Source organism: Desulforudis sp. DRI-14 (genome assembly GCF_052618305.1).
Genome location: NZ_JBQXEZ010000003.1, coordinates 56,840 through 79,029, shown reverse-complemented (window position 1 = coordinate 79,029; position 22,190 = coordinate 56,840). Strand labels below are relative to the sequence as shown.

Here is a 22,190-nt window from a genome sequence, read left to right as displayed (position 1 = left end):
ATCGTCAGTCGTTAAACATCGGTAGTCGGCCCTTGATCGCCGGCGGCCATGGCCAGGGCGTGCAGCGCCGCCACCGCCAGGGTGCTTCCTCCCCGCCGCCCGGCCAGGCAGATATAAGGCACGTCCAGCTCCATCAGTTCCCGCTTGCTTTCCTCCACATGGACGAAGCCTACCGGCATGGCCACCACCAGGGCCGGCCTGACCTCCCCTTCCCGGATCATCCTGTTCAGTTCCAAGAGGGCCACCGGCGAATTGCCTACCAGCGCGATACCCCCTTCGAGGATGGGGCGGGCCATGCGTACCGCGAAGAGCGAGCGCGGCAGGCCAGCGGCCCGGGCCTCGTCCATCACGGCCGGATGGGCGATCAGGCAGTGAACGTGTTCCGCCGTGTAGGCATGACACGCCCGCCGGAGCCGGCCGAAGGAAATCCCCGCCCTGATCATATTAGCGTCGGCGAAAATGCAGGCGCCCCGCTTCAGCGCCCTTATCCCGGCCTCGACGGCCCCCGGCGAGAAGCGCACCGTTCCCACCAGGCCGAAGTCCGCCGTGGTATGGACGAGCCGCCGCACCACGCTCCATTCTTCGGGGCTGTAACTGTGAAGCGGCGCTTCCGCCTCGATCCGGCGGAAGGACTCGGCCTCGATCTCATCCCCCGACACCGGTCGCTCGTAGAGGGTGTATACCCTGCTCTTCTGCGGCAAGCCCCCCGGCGTCGTCGGTGTGTCCTTCGCCCCGCCGACCCCGGCGACTCCCGGCGCCGCGCCCACGCTTCCTTCCGGCGGCATCCTGCCGGCGCCGAGGCCGTCCTCCAAGGCCCTCAGAAGGGCTTCCCGGTGCAACGGGGGCTTCTCGCCGTCAGCCACCCAGCCCCTGCGGCAGGCCTCTTCAAAAAGGTCCAGCAGCCACGGCCTGACCAGTCCGGCGGCGGCCAGAAGGACCTGGTTCCTGAAAACCTCCGCCGGCGGTCCCTGTCCGACGACCCGTCCTCCGGCAAGCACCAGGCACCAGTCGGCGGCGGTATAAGCCAGGTCAACGTCGTGAGTGGAGAAGAGCACGGTCTTCCCTCCGGCCTGCAGGCGCCGCAGGAGTTCAACCATTTCCGAGGCCCCCTGCGGGTCGAGCCCGGCCGTGGGCTCGTCAAAGATCAGGACATCCGGTTCCATGGCCAGCACGCCCGCCAGTGCCGCCCGCTTCTTTTCACCGTGCGACAGCGCATGCGTCGGGCGTTCCACCAGATCGGCGATGCCCGCCGCGGCAAGCGCTTGTTCCACGCGCCGGCGCGCCTCGGTCTCGGAAAGACCAAGGTTAAGGGGGCCGAAGGAAACGTCCTGGTAGACGCTGGCCGAAAAAAGCTGGGCGTCGGGGTCCTGGAAAACCATCCCAACCCGGCGGCGCAAAAACTGCAGGGCACGATGGTCGTAGGACAGGGGCCGGCCGTCAAAATACACGCTTCCCTCGTTCGGCCTGTGGACGCCGACCAGGTGCAGAAAGAGCGTCGTCTTGCCCGCCCCGTTTGCACCCAGGATGGCGATCCTCTCTCCCCGTCGCAACACCGCGCTGACGCCCCGCAGCCCGGGCGTGCCGTCCGGATAGCGGTAAGTCACTCCCCGCACTTCAAAAACCGCGTCGTGCACTAGCCAACCCCCGCAGTCACAACAGCCAGGACAAGCAGCCACCCGCCCATGACCGCCGACAGTACCACATTGCGCGCCGATAAGCGGCACGGCCTCTCTAGCACGTTTAAACGGTCTTCGTAGCCCCTCGTGGCAAGGGCGACCTCCAGGCTGCGGGCGCGGTCCTGAGTCCGCACAAAGAGATTGGCGAGCAGGCAGCCGGCCGACCGGAAGCCGGCGCCCGGCGTGCTGTAACCCAGACGCAGCGCCTGAGCCTTCTGCATCGTCAACCCGGTTTCCAGGAGAATGAACACAAAACGATAGATGAGGGCCAGGAGATCCAAGAACAGCGCCGGTACCCGGCAGCGCCTTAAGAAACCGATTATGTCGGGCATCGGCGTGGACAGAGCAAGGAAGCACATACAGGAGACAGCACCCAAAGAACGGGCCATGACGTTACGCGCCTGGGCCAGTCCATCTGACGTAAAACCCACATAAGCACTACCAAGCGTTATCCAGTAACCCTCCCCCGAAGGTGTGAAGATCACTGAAAGGGCTATAGCAGGCAGGCTGGCGGCCAGAAACGCGGCAGGCGCCAGCAAGAGGCGCAGGTAAACTCGCCAGGGTATAAGAGCCACGGCCAGGATCAGGACGGACATAAACCCGAAAGCCAATACCGGTACCCACCAGGACTTCGCCACCAGGCAGGCGGCGAGCGCCGGGAGCGCGAGCACGCCTTTTTCCAGAGGGTGCCTGCGCGCCAGGGGACTGGCGTACGCCCACCGGTCAATCAATTGCCTCACCTCCCGCCGTGTTTGCGGCCGAAGTAGTAGCCGATGAACCCCGCGCCCATGGCGGCCTGTAAGGTGAAGAGCAGGCTCTCGATCTCCCCGGACGGCGGCTCCCAGAAGGGTTTGGCCCAGGGTTCATAGTCGGGCCTTATTTCCTTGATTATCTCTTCGGCCTTCCCGTCCGCCCCGACGAACATTTCTTTGCCAGGATCACCGGTTCCGGAAACCAGGAAGAAGGGCAGGACGACCAGTAAGAATATACCAAAGACGAGCAGCGCGTTTTTTGTGAATCTGTTCAACTTCCTGCACCTCCCGGAAGCACCGCCAGATCGCGCAGCTGCTTTTCGCTGTGCCTGCGCAGGGCTCCGAATACCAGTACGGTGAGCAGCCCCTCGCTGATAGCCAGTGGTATCTGGGTGACGGCAAAAACCGTTCCGAATTTGACCAGGGAGGCCATAAACCCGCCGACAGGATCGGGAAAAGCCAGGGCCAACTGTACGGATGTCGTAACGTAAGTCATCAGGTCACCGCCGAAGGCCGCCACAAAAACGCCCCAACTGAAGGGCAGGCGCAGCAACTGGCAGAGGCGGAACAATCCGTACGCCACGAAAGGCCCTACAACAGCCATTGAAAAGGTATTGGCCCCCAAAGTGGTGATGCCTCCATGGGCCAGCAGCAACGCCTGCAGCAACAACACGCAGCAGCCGATGACCGACATCACGGTGGGTCCGAAGAGGATTGCGCCCAACCCGGTACCAGTGGGATGGGAACAGCTCCCCGTAACGGAAGGGAGTTTCAGCGCGGAGAGCGTAAAGGCAAACGCACCTGAAAGACCCAAGAGCATTCCTGCTTCGGGCTGGGAACTGACTTTCTTCTTTATGGAGTACAGCCCATGCGCGACAAAGGGCGCCGAGGCCGCCGCCCAGGCCAGCGCGTGGCCGATGGGCAGAAAACCTTCCATAACGTGCACGATGACCATCCTCTCTTTTATACTAGGCCAAAAACAAATCCCTGACCCGTTAGTGAACGAATCAGGGATTACGTATTCAATCCCGGCATACCTCCATACCCCCTTAGTCCGCGAGGCGGTATGTTCTCCACCCTGGGCAGGTCTTCTGGCTTCCGGATCGTCCTACGGCCACACCTTCCCGGCGGTTTTACCGCCAGTGGGCTTGCTGTGGCTTTCGTACCCGGTTACAGCGGCGGGTCCGCACCGGATTCGCACCGGTTTCCCTATTCTCCCTGCCGTTAAGCGGGGCACCCAGGATTACTGCTATATGGTATTTGTCCAAAGTATAAGTGCCGTTGAACCGGCTGTCAAGCTTAATGTCGCGAAAAGCTCACCCTCGACTCCCACTCCAGGATTCAACGACGACGCGCACCTCTCGCCGGTTCACGGCGTTAAAGCGAGCTGCAGCCGCTCGGCCCACCCTGTCTACGTATTCAAGGTACCGTGGCAAAAGCCTATGGACAGTCTCCTCCGCCCCTACCCCTGCCCTGGACAGCGAAAAGACCTCCCTTTGGAGTTCAGTATCGCATAAGAGCTTGTGGTTTTCCAGGACAAGCTCGGCCACCAAGGCCACGGTTTCCGAATAGAGCTTGGTGAGCCTGCGGCAGACGAAGGCGCGGCACATCTGCGGGCGCGCCGGAGCAGAAAGAATGCAGCCATCCGGCGTCCAGAACCGGCACGGGTACTTGCGTCGCTCGTGCCCCGTGATACCCAGGCAGCGCTCGGCCTTAACGCTGAAGGTTTCAGGGTCAAAAACCCCCCGGCTTAAAATTAAAGGCCATTGTTCCGGGCAAAAAGCGTGAACAAAGAATATGTCGGCCCAATCGAACCGGGCGTCGCAGGTGCAGCATCGCGCGTCCAGCCGCACGCCGTGCAGTTCCCGCCAGGGCTTGTGGCACTGCCGGCAGAACGCCATCGCCACCCGGGGGCGCAAACCGACGGTCAGTGTAAACAAGGAACTGTGCTCCTCCCTCTACCTCCGGCACGCTGATCGCCTTTTCCATATCTATGGTACCACTCCGGGGTGTCACGCGCACAAATCCCTGCCGGCAAAAAGACCTGGGGTGCCTCATTGAATGTGGGGCACCCCAGGTTGTGACTTGACGCCTGAAGAAACGACGTGAGCGTTATGCTTTAAAGACATCCTCGAACCTTATTCTGGTTACGACTGTGGGAGCATAACGGTAGCCCCATAGCTTATACCAGATAATCGGAATCACCAACAGAGGCAAACCGATAATCACGGCCATCCGCAGGTCAGGATTCCAGGCGATGACTCCCAGGGCAGCCACCTGAATCCAAATCGCGAAGTGCGTAACGTAAGGAAAGAACTTGACCTTGAACTTCAGCTTGTTAATGTCATAACCCATTTTTTCGAGGCGCCGCCGGAAATTGAGCTGAGACCAGCAGATCGAAATCCAGGCGATCGCGCCGGAAAAACCGGATAGCCCCAGGAGAATAACGTAGATATTACCGATGAGCCCGGGGTCCTCGTTATAGGAATAGACGCCCGGCACTATGCACAGCCAGCAGCAGGCGATGGTGAACAAGACGGCGTTTTGCGGCACCCCGTTACGGTTGAGCTTCGTAAACGTCCTGGGGGCCATGCCCTCCTTGGCCAAACCGTACAGGCCGCGCACGCAGCCGTACAAGCCGCTGTTGGAACAGGAAATGGCCGCCGTAAGGACGACAAAGGAGAAGATCGCGCCCGCCCAGCCGAACCCGTAGTAGTTCAGGGCGGCGGCGAATACGCTCTCTTCCACCCCGGCCTGCTCCCAGGGCAGAATCGTTACCAGCAGTAAAACAGGGATAACGTATAGAGCAATGATCCGGTACGTTACGTTACGGATAGCGATAGGCAAGGTTTTTTCCGGCTCCTTGCTTTCGCCGGCCGCCAGGCCTACGATTTCCGAACCCTGGAAGTTCACTAGGATGAGCACCATGGTCAGGAAGACGATCCAGGCCCCGTTGGGGAACAGCGTGCCTGAACTTAAGAGCACCGACGAACCCAGGAAGCCCTCATGGCCGATCACCCCCAGGAAGATCAGCACGGCCATGATACAGAACCCGATGATTGCCACAATCTTTATTAAAGCCAGCCAGAATTCGGTTTCTCCGAAGGTTCCCACGTAGAGAAGGTTGATCACCGTAATCAGCAAGCCGAAAAAGACGGCCCACCATATCGTTCCGATGCTCGGCACAAAGGTGTGCATGATGATCCCGGCGGCCACCATTTCGGACGGGACGTAAAAGACCCAGGTAAGCCAGTACGACCATCCCATCCCGCAGGCCCACGCAGGGGAGATGAAGTCCGTGGCGTAGGCGATAAATGAGCCCGAGATCGGGATATGGACGGCCAGTTCGCCGAGACAGACCATGACCAAGTAAATGATGAGACCACCCAGGAGGTAGGCCAGAAAGGCCGCCGGGCCGGTTTCGGCCACCACGGCGCCCGTTCCCAGGAAGTAGCAGCTACCGATGATCCCGCCCAGAGCGATCAGCTGCATGTGACGCGCCTTCAACCCACGGCGCAGTTCAACCGGCTGTCCCGCCGTCGTTGGAACGTGACAACTTGGTACAGACATATTCTTGGCGCCTCCAACATTCAAAAAAGATTTTTTGCCGGCACCCGCCGGTATAACACCTAATCCGCCGTGGTCAACCCCCCGATCATTCCCACTCCCCTTGCTCCGGGTTCCGCTTGGAACGCCGTTATTTCACGTCCAGATAACCGGGAACGCCCTGACTGTTCCAGCCTCGCAGCACGTAGTACTCGTCGAGCATACATTCCATCTCGCCTTTTTCAATGCCGCCCCCCGCCAGGGGCTCCCTATAAAAACGTTCGGGCAGGGCGTCGTCGGCCCGCGAGAAGCCCTCGCGCACATTAAAGAAACGCGTGAGAGAGACAATCCGGTTGGCGATGCCCCTCAACCGCGGCATAGTGTATTCCCGCCCGGTAAGCGCGGCAATCAGCTCGCTTAAGTCGTCCCAGAGGATAAAATCCCTGAAGAACACACAGAGAATCATCGTGTTGAAAATGGTCAGGCGGTCCTCGTAATCCGTGAAAAGCAAGGCCTTGCCCTTCGTCGTACGGGGATCGATAATACCCGACAGCTCGGGCTTGTAAAAGGTGGCGCGCAGGTGGCAGGCCCCGCGGGTCGAGGTCATGTAGGCCAGCCCCATGCCTTTAAGCACGCGCGGGTCATAGCCCGCCGGTTCAAGGCCCTTGACGTGGACGGCCAGGTCCTCCAAACCCAAACGGGCGGCGGCTTCTTTAATGCCGTCGGCCAGTAGGGCGCCCGGACCGCTGCGGGTCACCATGCCCGTGACCAGTTCGACAGCCGCGGCCGCGTCCCCAAAGGCCACCCGCACCGGAAAGCGGCCGCGCTCACTAGCGGCCATAGCCAGGCCGACCAGATTCCCGGCGGTAATGGTATCGATCCCGTAGCGGTCACAGAGGTCGTTCAGATAAACGATTTCGTCTAGCCTGTTGATGCAGCACAGGCTGCCGAAGGCGTAAAGCGTCTCGTATTCCGGACCCTCGATCATCAGGCCCCGGTGCGGGCCGTCCGGGACGGTCGTCAGCTTGGCGCAGCCCATCGGGCAGAGCGGACAGGACCGTGAGCGGACCTTATAATTGGTCTGCATGTACTGGCCGCTGATCTTGTCCCAATCTTCATACTCGCCCCGGGACCAGTAGCGCGTCGGCAGCGCCCCTGCGGCGTTCATCAACCCGACCATCCCCGGAGTGCCCAGGCTGTTGTAAAACTTCTGGGCCGGACTTCCCTTGCACTTCGCCCGCAGCCGGGCAACGTAAGCCTTCAGCCGCGCTTCATCAGCGACCGGGGCCTTGAGCCCGCCGTGAAAGACCACACCCTTGCAGTTTTTGCTGCCCATCACCGCGCCGAGACCCGTACGGCCGGCCGAACGCCAGCGGTTGTTCTGCAGGCAGGCAAAACGGACCAGCCTTTCTCCCGCGGGGCCGATAACCACGGCCTGGGCCCCCTCGACACCCACTTTTCCCAGAAGCGCGTCCTCCGCCGCGTAAGCGTCCAGCCCCCAGAAGTCCTTCGCGTCCCGGATCGCCGTTTGCTCCGGCCCGATCTCGATAAAGACCGGGGCACCGGCGCAGCCGCGGATGATCACGGCGTCGTAGCCCGTGCCTTTAAAAGCCAGCGCCACGCGCCCCCCGGCGTACGACTCGGCGTACGCCCCGGTGAGCGGCGACCTGGCGTAGACCCCGTACCGGCTGCCTCCGGGCATCACCGTACCCGTAGCCGGACCGTTGGCAAAGATCAGCACGTTGTCGGGTCCCAGCGGATCGGTACCGGCCTTGACTTCCCTTAGCAGCAGCCAGGAACCGAGGCCCTTACCCCCCAGGAGTTTTTCGAACCAGGAAGCGGGGATGGCCTCGGTGTACCACGTGCGGGAAGTAAGGTCGACGATCAGCAGCTTCCCGTAAAACCCTTTCAAGACCTTATTTACCTCCCGCAGTACTGGCTTCGCTCAGGGCCTCGTCGAGAATGGCCATGGCCTCGTTCAGTTCGGCGTCGGTAACAACGAGCGGCGCCAAGAAGCGCAGTACGTTACCGAAGACGCCGGCCGTTAAAACCAACAGGCCGCGCTTGCGGCAGGCTCCCGCCACCCGGTCGGTCAGTTCCCTGGCCGGTTCCTTCGTCTTGCGGTCTTCTACCAGTTCTATGGCCACCATCGCGCCCAAGCCGCGAACGTCTCCAATACACGGATAGCGCTCCTGCAGGGCGCGGAGGCTCTCCTGCATTTTTCCCCCGATTTGCGCGGCCCGCCGGCATAGGTTTTCCTCCCTGATAATGTCGAGGACTTCCAGCGCCGCCGCACAAGCCACCGGGTTGCCGCTGTAAGTCCCGCCGATCTCTCCCGGTTCCGGGGCGTCCATGACCTCGGCCCGGCCGATGACGCCGGAGAGAGGCAGCCCGCCGGCCAGGGACTTGGCTACCGTGATCATGTCGGGTACCAGCCCCCAGTGCTCGCAGGCAAAGAGTCTGCCGGTACGCCCGAAACCGGTCTGAATCTCGTCGGCGACAAACAGAATACCGTACTTGGTGCAGATGTCCCGCAGGCCGGGAAGGAACTCCGGCGGGGGAACGATGAAACCGCCCTCACCCTGTACCGGCTCGGCGACAAGCACGGCGATCTTGTCTGCGGCCTGCTCGGCCAGGAAGAACCGCTCGAGGTTTTGCACGCAGCGCAGGTCGCACGACGGGTAGGACAGGCCGAAGTAACAGCGGTAGCAATATCCGGAGGGAATTTTGTAGACGTCCGGGGCAAAGGGACCGAAACCGTATTTATAGGGCCGGACCTTGCTGGTCAGGGTCATCGCCAGGAGCGTGCGGCCGTGAAAACCGCACTCCAGGCCGATCACCCCGGGCCTCCCGGTGGCCCTGCGGGCGATCTTGACCGCGTTCTCCACGGCCTCGGCCCCGCTGTTAGCAAACATTACTTTCTTGGGAAAATCGCCAGGCGTAATCGCAGCCAGTTTCTCGGCCAGGGCCAGGTACGGCTCATACATAGCGATATTGAAGCAGGTATGGGTGAACATCCCGGCCTGTTCGGTAACGGCTCTGACCACGCGCGGATGGCTGTGCCCGATGTTGATCGTACCTATGCCGGCCACGAAATCGAGAAACTCGTTGCCGTCAACGTCAACAATGCGGGCTCCTTGAGCCCGCGCGGCAAAGAAAGGCCCGATATTGGAAACGCCCCGGGCCACAAACTCCCGGCGTTTGGCCAGGAGGGCTGACGCCTTGGGTCCCGGGAACTCACCTTGTATCTTAGGCATTGGCAGGTTCTCCTCTTGAATGGATATTAGACTTAAGACTTAAGACTCAAGACTTAGGACGTAAGACATTTGGAGAAGCTACATCGAGGGATTCGCTCTTGGCGAATCCCTTCAAGTCTTGTGACCTACGACTTACGACTGTTCTACCCCCGTCAAAAACGAGCATAGCGCGAAAGGCATTTGCGAAGTATTTCACGGGACGCTACCCGCCGGCCACGAGTGGTAAAACATGCACCACATCCCCATCCCGCAGCACGCGGTCACGCTCGCTCTTGGTCCCGTTGACGGCCGCCATCAGCACGTATTCCGCCGGGACGCCCAGGAGCCCGATCAGGGCGTCCACCGTGGTCCCCGCGGGAACATCGACGATGAATTCGGCTGTGCCCGCGCCGGCGTACTTGGCAAGGGGGCCCCAGAGTTTAACGGTCAGGCGCATGCTAAAGCCCGGCCTTTCGGCCCAACTCCGCCAGGCCGAGTTCCTCTAATTTAACCGAGGCGGGCCTGCCGTCGTCCGTCCAGCCGCGTAACTCGTAGTACTCTTTAAGCATCGCGGCGTACCGGTCCGGCGGGATGAGCTTGCCGGCCGTGGCGCCGGAGGGCAGGGCGTCCTTCACAAGACGCGGCGGCACGTTATCGTCGCGGGCTGAGAACCCTTCCCTGACATTAAACAGGCGGGCCAGGTTGAAGATCCGTTCCCCAGCCAGTTGCAGTTCTTCAGCGGCCAAGTCCTCCCCCACCGCAGCCGAGAGGAGCTCGGCCATTGTCTCCCAGGATACGGCCCAGAAATCGCACAGGGAAAGAGAGAACTTAAAGGCGTTGTAATGCTGCAGGTTGCGGACGAGTTCGGCCTTTCCCTCGATGGTAAAGGGGTCGCGGCTGCCGTAAGCTTCTTCGGCGACGGGCCAGGCGCTCATATGGCAGGCGCCGCGCGGGGCGGTGGCGTAAGCCAGGGCCATGGCCCAGGAGCCGCGGGGTTCGTAACCGGGAAATTCAAGTCCCTTGATCTGCATGGCAAACTCCGCGCCACCAAACCGCTCGGCCATTTTTTTGACCCCGGCGGCCAGTTCGGCGCCAATCCCTTTGCGACGGGCGATCAGATCCGGTATCTCCAGGTAGCGCTCCACGTCGCCGAAGGTGATCCCGAAATCGTGCAGGCCTTTTTCCGTCAATTCCATGGCAAAGGCAACCACGCCGCCGGCGGAGATGGTGTCGAGGCCCAGGTCGTCGCATGCCGCGTTGAAGGCGGCGACGGCTTCCAGGTCGCCGATGCCGCAGTTCGCGCCGGCGACGGCCAGGGTTTCGTACTCCGGCCCCTCCACGGCGGCGCGCCCGGTGCGGATGTAGTTGCCGCAGCCCAGACCGCAGCTCAGACAGGCCTTCTTGGCCATCCGCGCCGCCTGCACGGCGGGAGAACTGAGCTTGGCAAAGTCGGCGAAGGTTCCGTCCTGGAAGTTCCGGGTGGGCAAAATCCCGGCGTTCTGCGAAAGCTCTACGATCATCGGCGTCCCGTCCGTATACGCCCAGAGGTTGGTGTCGGTCAGAACGTCACTGCGGAGAGCCTTTAGGGCCAGGTCCATCAAGCGTGCCGCGTCAGCCACCCGCACGCCCCCCGTGCCGCGCACGGCAACGGCTTTAAGATTTTTGGCGCCCATGACGGTGCCGACGCCGCCGCGCCCGGCCTGGCGGTAGAGTTCCGAGGTGATGCAGGCAAAAGGCACGAGGTTTTCGCCCGCCGGCCCGATCGAGAGAATGCGATACTCCGCCCCCCATTTATCAGTCAGTTGATGTTCGACGGCGTGCGTGCCGAGGCCCCACAGGTCACCGGCCGGCTCGAAGGCGACCCTGTCGTCCTCGATGCGCACCACGACGGGGAACGGCGCACGGCCTTCCAGAATCACCAAGTCGTAACCCGCGTACTTGATTTCGCCGGCGATGGCCCCGCCGACCGAGCAGTCGAGCACGGTCCCGGTAGCCGGGGACCGGGTGACAATCGTCAGTTTGCCGGAGCAGGGGACAGGCGTTCCGGTAAAGGGACCGGTCGCCAGGATCAGCTTGTTGTCTGGCCCGAGGGGATCGGTCCCCGGGGCCAGTTCCGCAAAGAGGTAACGATAGCCGAGGCCCTTGCCGCCCCAGAACTGGCGCGCCCATTCCCGGTTTAATTCCTCGCGGCGGGACGTCTGGTTTGTCAGGTCAATGCGCAGTACCACTCCCTGGTAGCTTTTCATTGCCCGCTCACCTCCTCCAGCTTGAGGGCGCCGTGGGGACACCACGCTACGCACACCGGTTGGCCCCCGCAATGGTCGCAAATACGCGGCAGGCCGTCGTCCTTGATGCTGATTACTTCCTGCGGGCACTCCGCCGCACAGACGCCGCAGCGGTCGCAAAGATCGTTGTTGAGCAGCGGTACGCCGTCGCCCATCGTCAATGCCCCGGTCGGGCAGGCGTCGACGCAACGCCCGCAGGCGTCGCACAGCCGGGCTTCCACCACCAGTCCCTGCCGGCCGTAGCGGCTCACAACCGCCAGCCGCGCTTCCAGGGGACTGAACCGGCCTTCATGGCGGCCCGAACACGCCAGCTGGCAGAGGCGACAGCCGATGCAGTTTTCCATTGCAAAGACCAATCGATGCACTTCCCGTCCCTCCCTTAGAGCGTCGCCGCCACTTCGACCAAGGTGTCTTCCATCCGCTGAATTACAGCATCCATCTGCTCGCGGGAAATCGTCAGCGGCGGCTCGATGCGAATGGTCTTGGAATTGATGTAGGTGCCGGCAACGAGCACGCCGCGCGCAAAAAGACCCTTGGCCACGGCGTAGCCGATGTCGTTGTTCACAAACTCCATGCCGATCATCAGGCCCTTGCCGCGGACTTCGAGCATGACCTGCGGGTAGCGCGCGGCCAGGTCCTTGAGAGCGCCCATCAAATAGGCTCCCGATTCGGCCGCCCGTTCGGGAAGCTTCTCTTCAAGGAGCACGTTGATGTTGGCGATGGCCGCCGCGCAGCAGACCGGGTTGCCGCCGAACGTAGTGGAATGCAGGATCGGGTTTTCAATGAGCTTCTCCCAGATTTCCGCCCGGGAGACAAAGGTTCCTATCGGCATCACGCCGCCGCCGAAAGCCTTTGCCAAGCAAAGAATATCGGGAACAACGTTGTAGTGCTCGCAGCAGAACATCTTGCCGGTCCGGCCCATGCCGGTCTGGACCTCGTCCAGGATCAGCAGCGCGCCATACTGGCTGCAGAGATCTCGCACTTTGGGGAGGTAATCGTCGGGAGGCACAATGATTCCGCCTTCGCCCTGGATCGGTTCCAGGATGACCGCAGCCACGTCTTGTCCAAGAAACTTCGCGGCTTCCAGGGCCTTGGCGACAGCGTCGGCATCGCCGAACGGGATGTGCGTAAATCCCGGCAGCAGCGGCTGGAAGGGCTTGCGGAAAACACCCTTCGCGGTGGCACTCAGTGAACCCAGGGACTTACCGTGAAAACCGCCGGTAGTGGCGACGAAGTGCCAGCGTCCGGTAGCCATGCGGGCGAACTTGAGCGCACCTTCAATCGATTCGGTACCGCTGTTGACAAAAAATGCGTATTTCAGATCGCCGGGGGTAATCAAGGCCAGAAGGTGGGCAAGGTACCCGCGGAGCGGGTCAAGCAATTCCTGGCTGTGCAAGGCTTGCCTCCGCAGCTGGTTGAACACGGCTTCCAATACCTTCGGGTTACGGTGTCCCACGTTGTAAATCCCGAAACCGCCGAGGCAATCGATGAACTCCTTGCCCCAGACATCGGTGAAGGTGCTGCCGCCATCCTTCCACTCCACGGAGGTGTAGTCGGTGGAGACCGACTTGCGGTACTCCAGAAAACCGGGGTTGACGTGCTCGCGGAAGTTAGAAACCGTCTCCTCGACGACTTGCTTCCGCTGCGCGTCGTCAAGCTCCTCGCGGGCGATCAGATCCAAAACATACCGCGCGTGCTCCAGAGCTTTACTGTACTTGTCGCTCACGATAAGCCTCCTCTCCTTGTTCAAGAAAACACAAACGCCACGAGGTTACTTGTTTATATACCAACCCCTGGCGTTAATGTCGGTGTATGAATAATCTTTCGGACCATTGTAAATAGGCGGGCAAACAGTAATTCACCACCTAGTTACTTAAATAAACATTACCCATTATTACTCCATTCTGTTTGAACTCAGGTTACCGGGAGAAGTGGTTTTTGTCAATAGGGTTTAATTTTTAAACCCTTTGTAATATTTCTCTGTTGATTTTAAGTATACAATATACAAAAACAGGGTGGGGTTATCGGTCAAAGCCGTGGGTCCGGCGGAATACTCAGATCTTTATGAAGCGCTTAAAGTTGTCGAGGCGACCGGTGGCGTACAGGTAGGCCGTCAAGCTGAGGTGGATGCCCAGAGCAACAAAAAAGTCCATATAAAGTTCCAGTTGTGATAAACCAGGATTTGGCAATCAGAAAATAATGAATGAAAACGCCGGTACTGATGCAAAATCAGTGGATGATTGCAAAAAAAGAGCCCCCTCTCGCAGGGGGCTGCTTCAATGACGTCCTCGTCAAGTTCTAAGACTGTGCCGGTGCCGATGTCGCCCATCCCTGACCGCAATACCTGCCGAAACCTCCGCCGAATCCGTTGCCGGAACCGCCGCCGCGGCCCTTACCTATGCCCATGCCGGGACCGCCCGGGCAGGTAAAACCGTTGTCCTTGTGCCACTGGTACATCTGATCAAAGTGGTTCTTCAGGGCCTGGCCCTGCTCCGGCGTCAGCCGGCCGTCCTTAACCGCTTGATCGACCCAGGCTTTCTTCGCCGCGAACTTCTGGTCAAACCAGGCCTTGGCATCAGCCGCCGGGTCGGTGGCCGCAAACGCCGGTACCGCCGCCACGACGGCAAAGGTCAACAGAACTAGCAACAAGACAAGTTTCTTTTGCATGATATCCCCTCCTTTGTCCACTAGTCTAACCGCTCAATGTGGCAAAACTGTCGCGTAAATCGTACAATTTTGTGAACAAACCGCTTCCTACTTATCCCCTTCTTCTGGAACAATACAGATAAAGGAAAGATCCTGTTCCCCGCTGTTCCGAAACTGGTGCTCCACGCCGCCGGGAACGTAAGCCACCGATCCCGGCTCGAGAGCGTGCTCCCGGCCAGCCATAAACAGGGTACCCCGGCCGCTGACAATGTAGTTGATGTGCGGCCACGGGTGGGTATGACGGGGGCTGTACCCGCCCTCGTTAAGGGTGAACAAGCGCATCACCCAGCCCTGCCACCCATGCCCCGGCCCGACGAGGGTTTGTTTGACGGCGTTCGCCATCCCCGGCGCTTCCAGCCTGACAGCTTTGATATCTCTAACGTTGCTGACATACATAACGTTTCCCTCCTGCCAAAGAATTAATGGGACAACCATTCATCAAAATACTCAGAAAACCCTGCTGTTCCGCCTTACCCAAAAGCTAATCACCAATACCGTCACAAATTAGCAATTAGTGGGTTTATCATTAATACCAGTCCATTATGTAATACTTCATTGGAACAGGGAGTGTTGTTATTGAGAAAGAACCTACCCATCCTCCTTGCGTTGCTTCTGTTCTTTGCCTTGATAAGCCCCGCCGCTGCTGCCGGAGCCGCCCCTGTAAGTAATGTTATATGCCTTGTTCCGGGCAGCCGGGAGGCCACCGTCAACGGCGTGCCCCGGGTCCTCGACGCCGCGCCCGTCGTCATCAAAAACGTTACCTTTGTTCCTCTGCGCTTTGTAAGTGAAAACCTGAAAGCCGAACTGACGTGGACTCCCGAAGGCAAGCTGGTGACCTTCAAGACGCCGCGGAAGACCATCGTGATGCAGGTCAACAGCCCCGTAGCCGTAGTCAACGGGGTGGAGCAGCCCTTGCTCTCCCCGCCGCGGATTCACAGCAACCGTACGATGGTGCCGCTGCGCTTCGTCAGCGAGACTCTCGACGGCACGGTCGGCTTCGACCCCGCAACAAAAAAGATTAGCATCGTGTTCGTGCGGGCTTCCAAGCGCCCGGTCGCCGAGTTCACCTTCGCCCAGCCCCAGTTCAGGCCGGGCGAGCTCGTCTCAGTCACCGACCTGAGTTATCATCCCGAAGACCTGTCCATCGTCGAAAGCAAGTGGATAGGCTTACACGACGTCTATACAGTCCCCGGAGTCTACCCTGTATCGCTTCAGGTACAGGACGAGCTGGGTAACTGGAGCGATCCCTGTACCAAAAACCTCGTCATCAACAACCCTCCCGAGGCTAACTTCACCACCGCCAAAAGCAGCTACCGCATCGGCGAGCCTATTGTCTACAAGAACTTCAGCAGCGACCCCGACGGGCACGAACTGTCCTACAAGTGGACGAACAATGCCATGGCCTTTTTTGAACCCGGCCGCCACACGGTGACACTGACCGTCACCGATACCCTGGGAGGCACCGGTACCGCGACAGTCGAGGTCCTGGTCGAAAACGAGGTTTATTATACAAAGGAACAGTTCTATCTGTTGTACGGTCAAAACAGCAAGGTCATTCCCTACGACGAAAGGGTGCTGGATTTCAAAACCGTTTCCCCCGACGAGGTCAGGCAGGGGAACCGTGTCCTGGTCCGGTCCAACAGCCCCGAGGCCATCGACAGGGAAGGCCTTTTGTACAGGGATACCGTCAGCGGCCCGGCCCGCGTCTTCGTTCACCACATCAACCAGGCCGCCTCTGAAATGCAGGTCTGGCTTATCGCCAGAAACACCGGGTCGTCGCCCGTCGAAATCACCGTTTCGCGCCGCGGCCTCGGCGGTCCTTCCAGCGCCATTCTCCAAACGGGACGCCAGTATCTGACCCGCTATTTCGCGGACAATCAGCCGTCGTCCACATCGATCAATCCGGGTGAGGCCGTGCCCATTCTTTCCGACCTGCTGCCGCCGATGAAGCCGGGAAGCTGTGTTTCGGCAATGGCCGACCTGGATCTGTCGGGGCCGGTCGAGCTGTCTTTTGTCGCCCTGGCCCCGGGCAAGAATCTCGTAGAGCAGTCCGCTAACCTTGCGCCCCTCCCCCGGGACGGCCACATCCGCGGAACGTTCGGCGGCGCGGACCGGGAAATCGTTGTCTCCGAACGGCTGGGCAGGGAAAGACTGCGGATGGTCTTCGGGGACCCTGCGCAGGACGCTCCCGCCGCCGGCATCGACGCCCTTACCGGAGAAACGGCGGTAAACCACGGGAACTACGGCGTGGTGTACACCGTTACGCTGGAGAGGATTTACCGCGACCTGGCCCTGGTCATGAACGCCAGGGGGGGCAACTTCTGCGGGGCCCTTGTCGTCAACGGCAGCCCCGTGCCCGTGCCGGCCGAAAGCTTCCTGCCGCCCGCCAACGCGGCCGTTATCATCGAGCGCGTCTCCCAGGGAGACGAAACCGTTCTCGAGTTTTCTCCGCCTTCGGGCAGCTTCTTGCCCGTAAACCTCCTGCTCCTCCCTATGCCGCAGAGCAAGGGCGAGAATTTTGACCCCGCCAACTATATACAGACCGCCCATTCGTAACGACTGGAAGGCATCTGGAGTCCGGCCGCCGGTTCGAAGGTCTGTCAATGCGACCTTCGGGCCTTTGGCGGCCTGGTTCGCTCCCTGCGGGGGTACATGCGGTCACTCGGAAAGGACAGTGACGAGAAGCTCCTCGGTATCGTGGCCGGAGGCAAGGCTGATAAAGCCGCCTTCGACCGGGGCCAAGGGATAAGACAGACCTGTCTTAGCCCATTCGGCCTTGGTTATTACACTGCTCTGCCCCGCAAAGCCGAGGTCGAACAGGTTGCCTGTCATCATCGGGTTGATGGCGTAACGGAGTTCAGGGTACTCCTGGACGGCTTTCCAGGCCCCGTTCAGCCAATCTTTCTGCTGCCACTCGTTCCACGGTCCCGGATTGGCCGAGGGTTGTACAAGAATCTCAGCGCCCTGGGTAATTAGCGCGTTCAACACGTCCTCGTGAAAAGCGTCGAAACAGACGGCGATGCCCACCGTGCCGAAAGGAGTCGCAACCGCGCTGATCTCATCGAGCTTCCCCGGTGTCAAATCAAGACCTTCCGACTGTTCGAGCGGTATGAGATGGACTTTCTTTTGCCTGCCGATGATCCTGCCGTCCGGCCCGAAGAAATAGGAAACGTTGTAAACGTGTTTAGAATGTGTTTTGTAGCTGATAACACCGGCGTCTTGGTCGAGAGGAAAATCGGGCAGGGGCGCCGAGCCGGCGACGATGTATACCCCGTATTTCCTGGCGAGTTGGGAGAACGTCTCCATGTAAACGGGTCCGATTAATCCCGCCTTACTCAACGCCAGGGCGCGTACCGGCCCCACCCAATAGCGAAGACTGCAATACAAAACGCGGGGTGCATTGCGCAGGATGACTGCTCCGATGGCGTCCTTCAGCGTAGCCTTATCTTTGACATTCTGGTATTCATTGAGAAACACGAGCGGCGCGCCGACATCCTCGGGGAACACAAACAAGACCGGCTTGGTACGATCAACGTCTTCCAACCCCAAGGTCACCAGGCGCTCGATTTCCCGGGCAAAGCCCTGAGGCGTGGCGTAGTTTTCCAGGTCCCAGCGCATCTGCACCGTAACAACCTGGACGCCCTTGTTCCGGTCACAGTCTGGAATCTCCGAAGGAGTAAAAGCAGTCATCCTGTCTTTGGCGGTGATAGCGCCGTAAGTGATCAAACCCAGGAGAATAACGATTGTAACGACCAAGAAAACAAGGATTTTTTTCATCGGCGTTCCTCCAGGAAAATCGGGACTCTGTTCAACCGGGGTGAGGTGCCGCGTCGCGCCAGTCCGAGGCGCATAAACAGCCAGGGTGCGCCCAGGGCCACCCATAGGCCTAAAACAGCGTACCTTATAAAACGAAACAGCGGCTCCTCCGGCAGCAGGACACGCAGCCCCAACCAGAGCGCGGCCAGGATGACGAGTCCCACACCGAGCCTTCCCAGCAGTTGGGCCGTTCCGCCCACGGCGTTGAAGCGGACCAGGCGGCTCTCCCCTACCGCCCCCAACCCCAGGCCCATAAGAAGGGCCATGTCCCTGACCGAACCGGCGTCATGGGACAGCGCCAGCAACACTAGCGGAACGAGGACCGCCGCGATCGATATGGCCACGGGCCGTAAACCAAGATTCGCCGCCACACTCATGCCGGACAAAAATAAAACCAGGACCGCAATGCCGATCAGCCACCCCCCCAACACGTCGTGCGGGTAGTGTACACCGAGGTATATACGGGAAAACCCTATGGCCAAAGGCAAGACGACGGCCAGCGTCCAGACTGACGGCCTACGAAACTGCGAGGCGAGAAAGCCCCACAAAACTACGGCGTTCTGGGCATGCCCGCTGGGGAAACCGGGTGAGGTTTCTTCCCGCAGCACGGCGACGCGAGCGTCATCCGGCCGGGGAGCGGCAATCACGTCCTTCAGTATGCCGTTGAGATAATCATTGAGGAGAAAGACGATCCCCAGGCGCAACCCGACATCCCGGCTAAAACACCAGTAAACGAGCGGCAGGAACACGAGGTAGAACGGCTCCTCGCCCAGGAGCGTGAGAAACGTGAACAGCTGGTCGAAAAACGGACTCCTGAACGACTGGACCCATAAAATGAAACCCGTCCCCCACTGAAACAAGACGTCGGGCACTGATCAACATCCCCTTTACGGCGCTAAATCCCCGTACACCCCCAGCAGAAACTATTCATCGCCGGACAAGAAAGCCCTGCCGCTGCTCCTTCCCCATTTAAGGATGCCTTCAAGATTATTCGGGCAACCTGAAGAGGATACGAAAGTAAAACGGCGAAATCATTGATGAGAGAGAGTAAACATAACAGCAATACCGAAATTAACCCCCGGAGGTACGCCATTTGAAATTCGTCATCAGCGAAAAGGTATTTGAAGCGCTTCCGACAATGTGTTTCGGAGCGGTCGTGGCAAGAGGCGTCGACAACCGCGGCCGCCGTCCCGAAATCAACGCGCTGCTGGACCAATCCATCGTGACAGTCAAAGATAAGTTTAAGGATGCCAAACTAAAAGAGCACCCTGACGTGCTGTGCTACCGCGAAGCCTTTCAGAAGCTGGGCCTAAACCCGAACAAATTCCCCTGCTCGGTAGAGGCGCTTACCGCGCGTGTGCTGAAAGGCAGCAGCCTGCCCGACATCAACCCCGCCGTGAACCTGGTCAACGCTATCTCTTTAAAATATACCCTGCCTATGGGGGCGCACGACCTGGACACCGTCCATGGGGACATGCATGTGCGCTTCAGCAGCGCCGGAGACGTTTTCCTGCCTTTTGGCCAGAACGAGCCGGAGATTCTGGAAGAGGGGGAACTGGTATACATTGACGGCCGGGAGGTGCGAACCAGGAGATGGATCTGGCGGCAGAGCGACAGGGGTAAGGTTATCAGTGAAAGCAGGAACATCTTCTTTCCCATCGATGGGTTCTCCGACTGCAACCGCGAGGCCGTCCTGGCAGCCAGAGATGAACTGGCGGGCTACCTGCAGCGGTTCTTCAAATGCGAGATCAACACGTTCTATCTTGACATCGACAACAGAGTCGCTGAATTTTGATCATCCAACTTGCACGGAAGCGTTGACATTTCTTGCACGTCTCTTGCACGTCTCAAGAATGCCTCTGCAGTTTCTCTTGTCTTCTAACTAAAGTTTAATTGGTTGCCTGACAAAAGCCGACTATCGTGTCCTTGTTTCCGGCTTCCGTAAAACACTCTCAAACACCTCGATGACGTAGCTATTTACGCAAAGAGAATCGGATGTCGCTGCATTGTCGTACCGAAACCGGCATGGCGTCCGTACCCCCGCCACAGGCTGCTTATGACGGGCAAGAACCGTGGCCGAGTGTATACAGCCACGGTTCGTTCCGGGCGGCTCACCGGATAGCGGTCTCTACAAACTTGCTGCCGTCCCAGGTGAACCGCCTTATCTGCGTCGGCGAGCTGACTTCCAGCCGGCCCTCGTGGATACTGACCCTGCCCTGCGGTACCCGGTCGTCCAGCCGGCTGATCAATTCAACGATATCGTCGTCCTGCGCTCCAAGGACGCTGAAAGAAAGGGCCGAGTCGACACCCGTGGTTGCGCCGACAACTACTTGTTCCCGGTCGTCACCCAACAACGTGCCGGACTCCAAGATCTGTATCGGCAGAACGATGTTAGAGCGCTGGAAGACGACCCGAAATCCGACCCCGGGAATAAATCGAATTATGATGATGGCGAATAACCCATCCCTGAGTTGGACAATGATTGCCCGTTCAGGAGGAAAGCGACGGGTAAACCTGACCTGCCTGACAACAACGACCCGGGCTCCGGCGGGTATGAAACGGCGCACCTCGGGCTCGACGATAACCGTAGGCGGGGGCAACGTAACTACCTGACCCTGTCTTAAATTGTCCGGATCTTCGATATGCCTGTTCAATTGCAGAACTTCCTCGACACTGACGTTGTAACGTTTGCATATATCGGAAAGCGTCTCGCCGGGCTTCACAACGTGATCCACATTAACACCTCCCAGAGAACCTTTTTCAAGCATCATATGCACGAGAGCGCCGAAAAGCACCCATTTAATGGAAATCATCGTAACCTGTTTCGCCTTCGCCTCAATGCATCCCGTCCGGTTGTGCAGAACCAAGAGCCAACGGACCGCAAAAGTTCGAGGACCTTGCACCCTTGAACTTCCGGTACAAGGCCCTCCCTCATCGGCACTTGAGACCAGCCTACGGCAAAAGGATAAATCATCAGAGAATGGTTTCTACAAGCGTGTTTCCATCCCAGGTGTACCGCCTTTCCTCGGCAGGCGAACCGACTACCAGCCGTCCTTCGTGGATACTGACCCGGCCCCGAGGTATGGGCTTATCAAAACAGTCAATGAATTCCACAACCTGGTCATTGTGCCACCCAAGCACATTGAAACAAAGGCCCTGGTTGTCTCCCATACATGAGCCGCAAACGACTATTTCCCGGTCGTCGTCGAAAATCTTGCCGACCTCCAAAATCTCTATGGGCACCTTAATATTCAGACGTTGGAAGACAATCCTCCACCCGATCCCGGGAATGAACTTGATAACGACGATGCCGCGGAGCCCATCCTTAATCAAAATGACGATCACCCGTTCCGGTACGAAGCGGCCGCTGATTTTAACCTCCTTGACAACGACGACCTTTGCCCCCACCGGGATGAAGCGCTTGATTTGCGGCTCCTCGATGATGACCGTAGGCGGAGGCAGCGTCACCACCTGCCCCGCCCTTAAGCCCCCGGGGTCTTCGATGTGCCTGTTCAGCTTGAGTACATCCTCCTCGCTGACATTATGGCGCTTGCATATTTCCGAAAGGGTTTCTCCGGGTCTCACCACGTAATCCATGTTCGTCACCTCCCAATGACCCTTTCGAGCATCATATGCACGACCATCCCCTAAGGCATCTGTTTTCCGCCATCATATCGTGACCTTTTGGCCGGGAGGAACTTAAAGGCGGGGCCGGGCTTAGACGACAAAAACCGCGGCCCAATGATCGGGTCTTTTCGAACAAACCCAATGATCGGCCGCGGTTTCGCAAAAGTGAGCTTCGTTATGCAATGGGGACAGCCGCTTAAGACCCCCGGACAGGCCGGAGCCAAGGCTCGCTGTTTACATGAAACGGCCCTCGACGAGCTCGGTAACGGGTACGTCTATAACCTTCTCCGTTCCATCAAGGGGTTTTACCATCGCCCTCCTGTTCTCGGGGTCCAGGTCCTCGATCCAGACCGGAGTCCCGTTCAACAGCACCTCGATCGTCCTGTCAGAGTTCACAATTTGCTGTGCTCTCTCGAAATCCATCGTCTCAACTCCTTTTGCGGTACTTACCCATAGGCTTCCCCAAACCAAGGACCAGGATAAGCGAAAGCGCACATTCCCAGTCAAAAAGGTTTTTCTTGCCCAATAGTGAAACTAATAAGCCAA

21 protein-coding genes and 1 riboswitch are annotated in these 22,190 nt (G+C 59.4%); of the genes, 2 read left to right on the top strand and 19 right to left on the bottom strand.

The features are described from left to right. Positions 1 to 11: 11 nt before the first annotated feature. From ACUM6F_RS03455 to ACUM6F_RS03390, 14 genes are all read right to left on the bottom strand, one after another. Entirely contained in the window at positions 12 to 1,634 is a 1,623-nt protein-coding gene (locus ACUM6F_RS03455) for a precorrin-8X methylmutase (RefSeq protein ID WP_445348375.1), read from the bottom strand. After that, positions 1,634 to 2,407, bottom strand: a complete 774-nt coding sequence (cbiQ, locus tag ACUM6F_RS03450; protein ID WP_445348374.1) for a cobalt ECF transporter T component CbiQ — start codon at positions 2,405 to 2,407, stop codon at positions 1,634 to 1,636. The genes ACUM6F_RS03455 and cbiQ overlap by 1 nt, the downstream gene beginning before the upstream one ends. A gap of 5 nt (positions 2,408 to 2,412) precedes the next feature. Beyond that, positions 2,413 to 2,703: an energy-coupling factor ABC transporter substrate-binding protein gene (locus tag ACUM6F_RS03445; RefSeq protein ID WP_445348373.1), complete on the bottom strand. Its 291-nt coding sequence runs from the start codon at positions 2,701 to 2,703 to the stop codon at positions 2,413 to 2,415. After that, positions 2,700 to 3,383: an energy-coupling factor ABC transporter permease gene (locus ACUM6F_RS03440; protein WP_445348372.1), complete on the bottom strand. Its 684-nt coding sequence runs from the start codon at positions 3,381 to 3,383 to the stop codon at positions 2,700 to 2,702. Before ACUM6F_RS03440 ends, ACUM6F_RS03445 begins: the two co-directional genes overlap by 4 nt. A 109-nt stretch (positions 3,384 to 3,492) precedes the next feature. Continuing rightward, positions 3,493 to 3,684, bottom strand: a riboswitch (cobalamin riboswitch). A gap of 60 nt (positions 3,685 to 3,744) precedes the next feature. After that, positions 3,745 to 4,368 carry a hypothetical protein gene (locus ACUM6F_RS03435; RefSeq protein ID WP_425620085.1) on the bottom strand — a complete coding sequence of 208 codons (624 nt, stop codon included), beginning with the start codon at positions 4,366 to 4,368 and terminating at the stop codon, positions 3,745 to 3,747. A gap of 172 nt (positions 4,369 to 4,540) precedes the next feature. Continuing rightward, positions 4,541 to 5,998, bottom strand: coding sequence for an amino acid permease (locus ACUM6F_RS03430; RefSeq protein ID WP_425620086.1), 1,458 nt, complete (start codon positions 5,996 to 5,998; stop codon positions 4,541 to 4,543). Between the two features lie 127 nt (positions 5,999 to 6,125). After that, positions 6,126 to 7,886 (bottom strand): aldehyde ferredoxin oxidoreductase family protein, encoded by a 1,761-nt coding sequence (locus tag ACUM6F_RS03425; RefSeq protein WP_445348371.1) that lies wholly within the window; start codon positions 7,884 to 7,886, stop codon positions 6,126 to 6,128. A gap of 4 nt (positions 7,887 to 7,890) precedes the next feature. Next, positions 7,891 to 9,231, bottom strand: coding sequence for a 4-aminobutyrate--2-oxoglutarate transaminase (gene gabT, locus ACUM6F_RS03420; protein WP_445348370.1), 1,341 nt, complete (start codon positions 9,229 to 9,231; stop codon positions 7,891 to 7,893). Positions 9,232 to 9,433: 202 nt separating this feature from the next. Continuing rightward, on the bottom strand, positions 9,434 to 9,667 hold the full coding sequence (locus tag ACUM6F_RS03415) for a MoaD/ThiS family protein (protein WP_425620089.1): 234 nt from the start codon (positions 9,665 to 9,667) through the stop codon (positions 9,434 to 9,436). A gap of 1 nt (position 9,668) precedes the next feature. Beyond that, positions 9,669 to 11,456, bottom strand: a complete 1,788-nt coding sequence (locus ACUM6F_RS03410) for an aldehyde ferredoxin oxidoreductase family protein (RefSeq protein ID WP_445348369.1) — start codon at positions 11,454 to 11,456, stop codon at positions 9,669 to 9,671. Then, positions 11,453 to 11,860 (bottom strand): 4Fe-4S dicluster domain-containing protein, encoded by a 408-nt coding sequence (locus ACUM6F_RS03405; RefSeq protein ID WP_425620091.1) that lies wholly within the window; start codon positions 11,858 to 11,860, stop codon positions 11,453 to 11,455. Before ACUM6F_RS03405 ends, ACUM6F_RS03410 begins: the two co-directional genes overlap by 4 nt. 14 nt (positions 11,861 to 11,874) lie before the next feature. Further along, entirely contained in the window at positions 11,875 to 13,221 is a 1,347-nt protein-coding gene (locus ACUM6F_RS03400; RefSeq protein ID WP_445348368.1) for a putrescine aminotransferase, read from the bottom strand. A gap of 572 nt (positions 13,222 to 13,793) precedes the next feature. After that, positions 13,794 to 14,162: a DUF2680 domain-containing protein gene (locus ACUM6F_RS03395; RefSeq protein ID WP_445348367.1), complete on the bottom strand. Its 369-nt coding sequence runs from the start codon at positions 14,160 to 14,162 to the stop codon at positions 13,794 to 13,796. An 87-nt stretch (positions 14,163 to 14,249) separates the two neighbouring features. Further along, a complete protein-coding gene (locus tag ACUM6F_RS03390; protein WP_425620095.1) occupies positions 14,250 to 14,597 on the bottom strand; it encodes a cupin domain-containing protein in 348 nt (115 codons plus the stop codon). A gap of 180 nt (positions 14,598 to 14,777) precedes the next feature. Here ACUM6F_RS03390 and ACUM6F_RS03385 point away from each other — a divergent pair, with 180 nt between their 5' ends. Beyond that, positions 14,778 to 16,757, top strand: coding sequence for a copper amine oxidase N-terminal domain-containing protein (locus tag ACUM6F_RS03385; protein ID WP_445348366.1), 1,980 nt, complete (start codon positions 14,778 to 14,780; stop codon positions 16,755 to 16,757). Between the two features lie 102 nt (positions 16,758 to 16,859). Here ACUM6F_RS03385 and ACUM6F_RS03380 read toward each other — a convergent pair whose 3' ends face one another. Next, the gene (locus ACUM6F_RS03380; RefSeq protein WP_425620097.1) at positions 16,860 to 17,978 is read right to left on the bottom strand and encodes a nitrilase-related carbon-nitrogen hydrolase; all 1,119 of its coding nucleotides are present in this window, start codon (positions 17,976 to 17,978) and stop codon (positions 16,860 to 16,862) included. Next, complete coding sequence (locus ACUM6F_RS03375) at positions 17,975 to 18,889, bottom strand: phosphatase PAP2 family protein (RefSeq protein ID WP_445348365.1); 915 nt, start codon at positions 18,887 to 18,889, stop codon at positions 17,975 to 17,977. Before ACUM6F_RS03375 ends, ACUM6F_RS03380 begins: the two co-directional genes overlap by 4 nt. 221 nt (positions 18,890 to 19,110) lie before the next feature. Between ACUM6F_RS03375 and ACUM6F_RS03370 the strand changes: the two genes are divergently transcribed. After that, on the top strand, positions 19,111 to 19,812 hold the full coding sequence (locus tag ACUM6F_RS03370) for a B3/B4 domain-containing protein (protein WP_445348364.1): 702 nt from the start codon (positions 19,111 to 19,113) through the stop codon (positions 19,810 to 19,812). Between the two features lie 316 nt (positions 19,813 to 20,128). Here the strand turns inward: ACUM6F_RS03370 and ACUM6F_RS03365 are convergent, their stop codons facing one another. The 3 genes from ACUM6F_RS03365 to ACUM6F_RS03355 all read right to left on the bottom strand — a co-directional run bounded on the left by ACUM6F_RS03365 (position 20,129) and on the right by ACUM6F_RS03355 (position 22,067). Further along, positions 20,129 to 20,752, bottom strand: a complete 624-nt coding sequence (locus tag ACUM6F_RS03365; protein ID WP_445348363.1) for a LysM peptidoglycan-binding domain-containing protein — start codon at positions 20,750 to 20,752, stop codon at positions 20,129 to 20,131. Positions 20,753 to 20,990: 238 nt separating this feature from the next. Beyond that, positions 20,991 to 21,614 (bottom strand): LysM peptidoglycan-binding domain-containing protein, encoded by a 624-nt coding sequence (locus ACUM6F_RS03360; RefSeq protein ID WP_445348362.1) that lies wholly within the window; start codon positions 21,612 to 21,614, stop codon positions 20,991 to 20,993. A gap of 264 nt (positions 21,615 to 21,878) precedes the next feature. Then, positions 21,879 to 22,067: an H-type small acid-soluble spore protein gene (locus tag ACUM6F_RS03355; RefSeq protein ID WP_425620101.1), complete on the bottom strand. Its 189-nt coding sequence runs from the start codon at positions 22,065 to 22,067 to the stop codon at positions 21,879 to 21,881. Between the last annotated feature and the right edge of the window lie 123 nt (positions 22,068 to 22,190).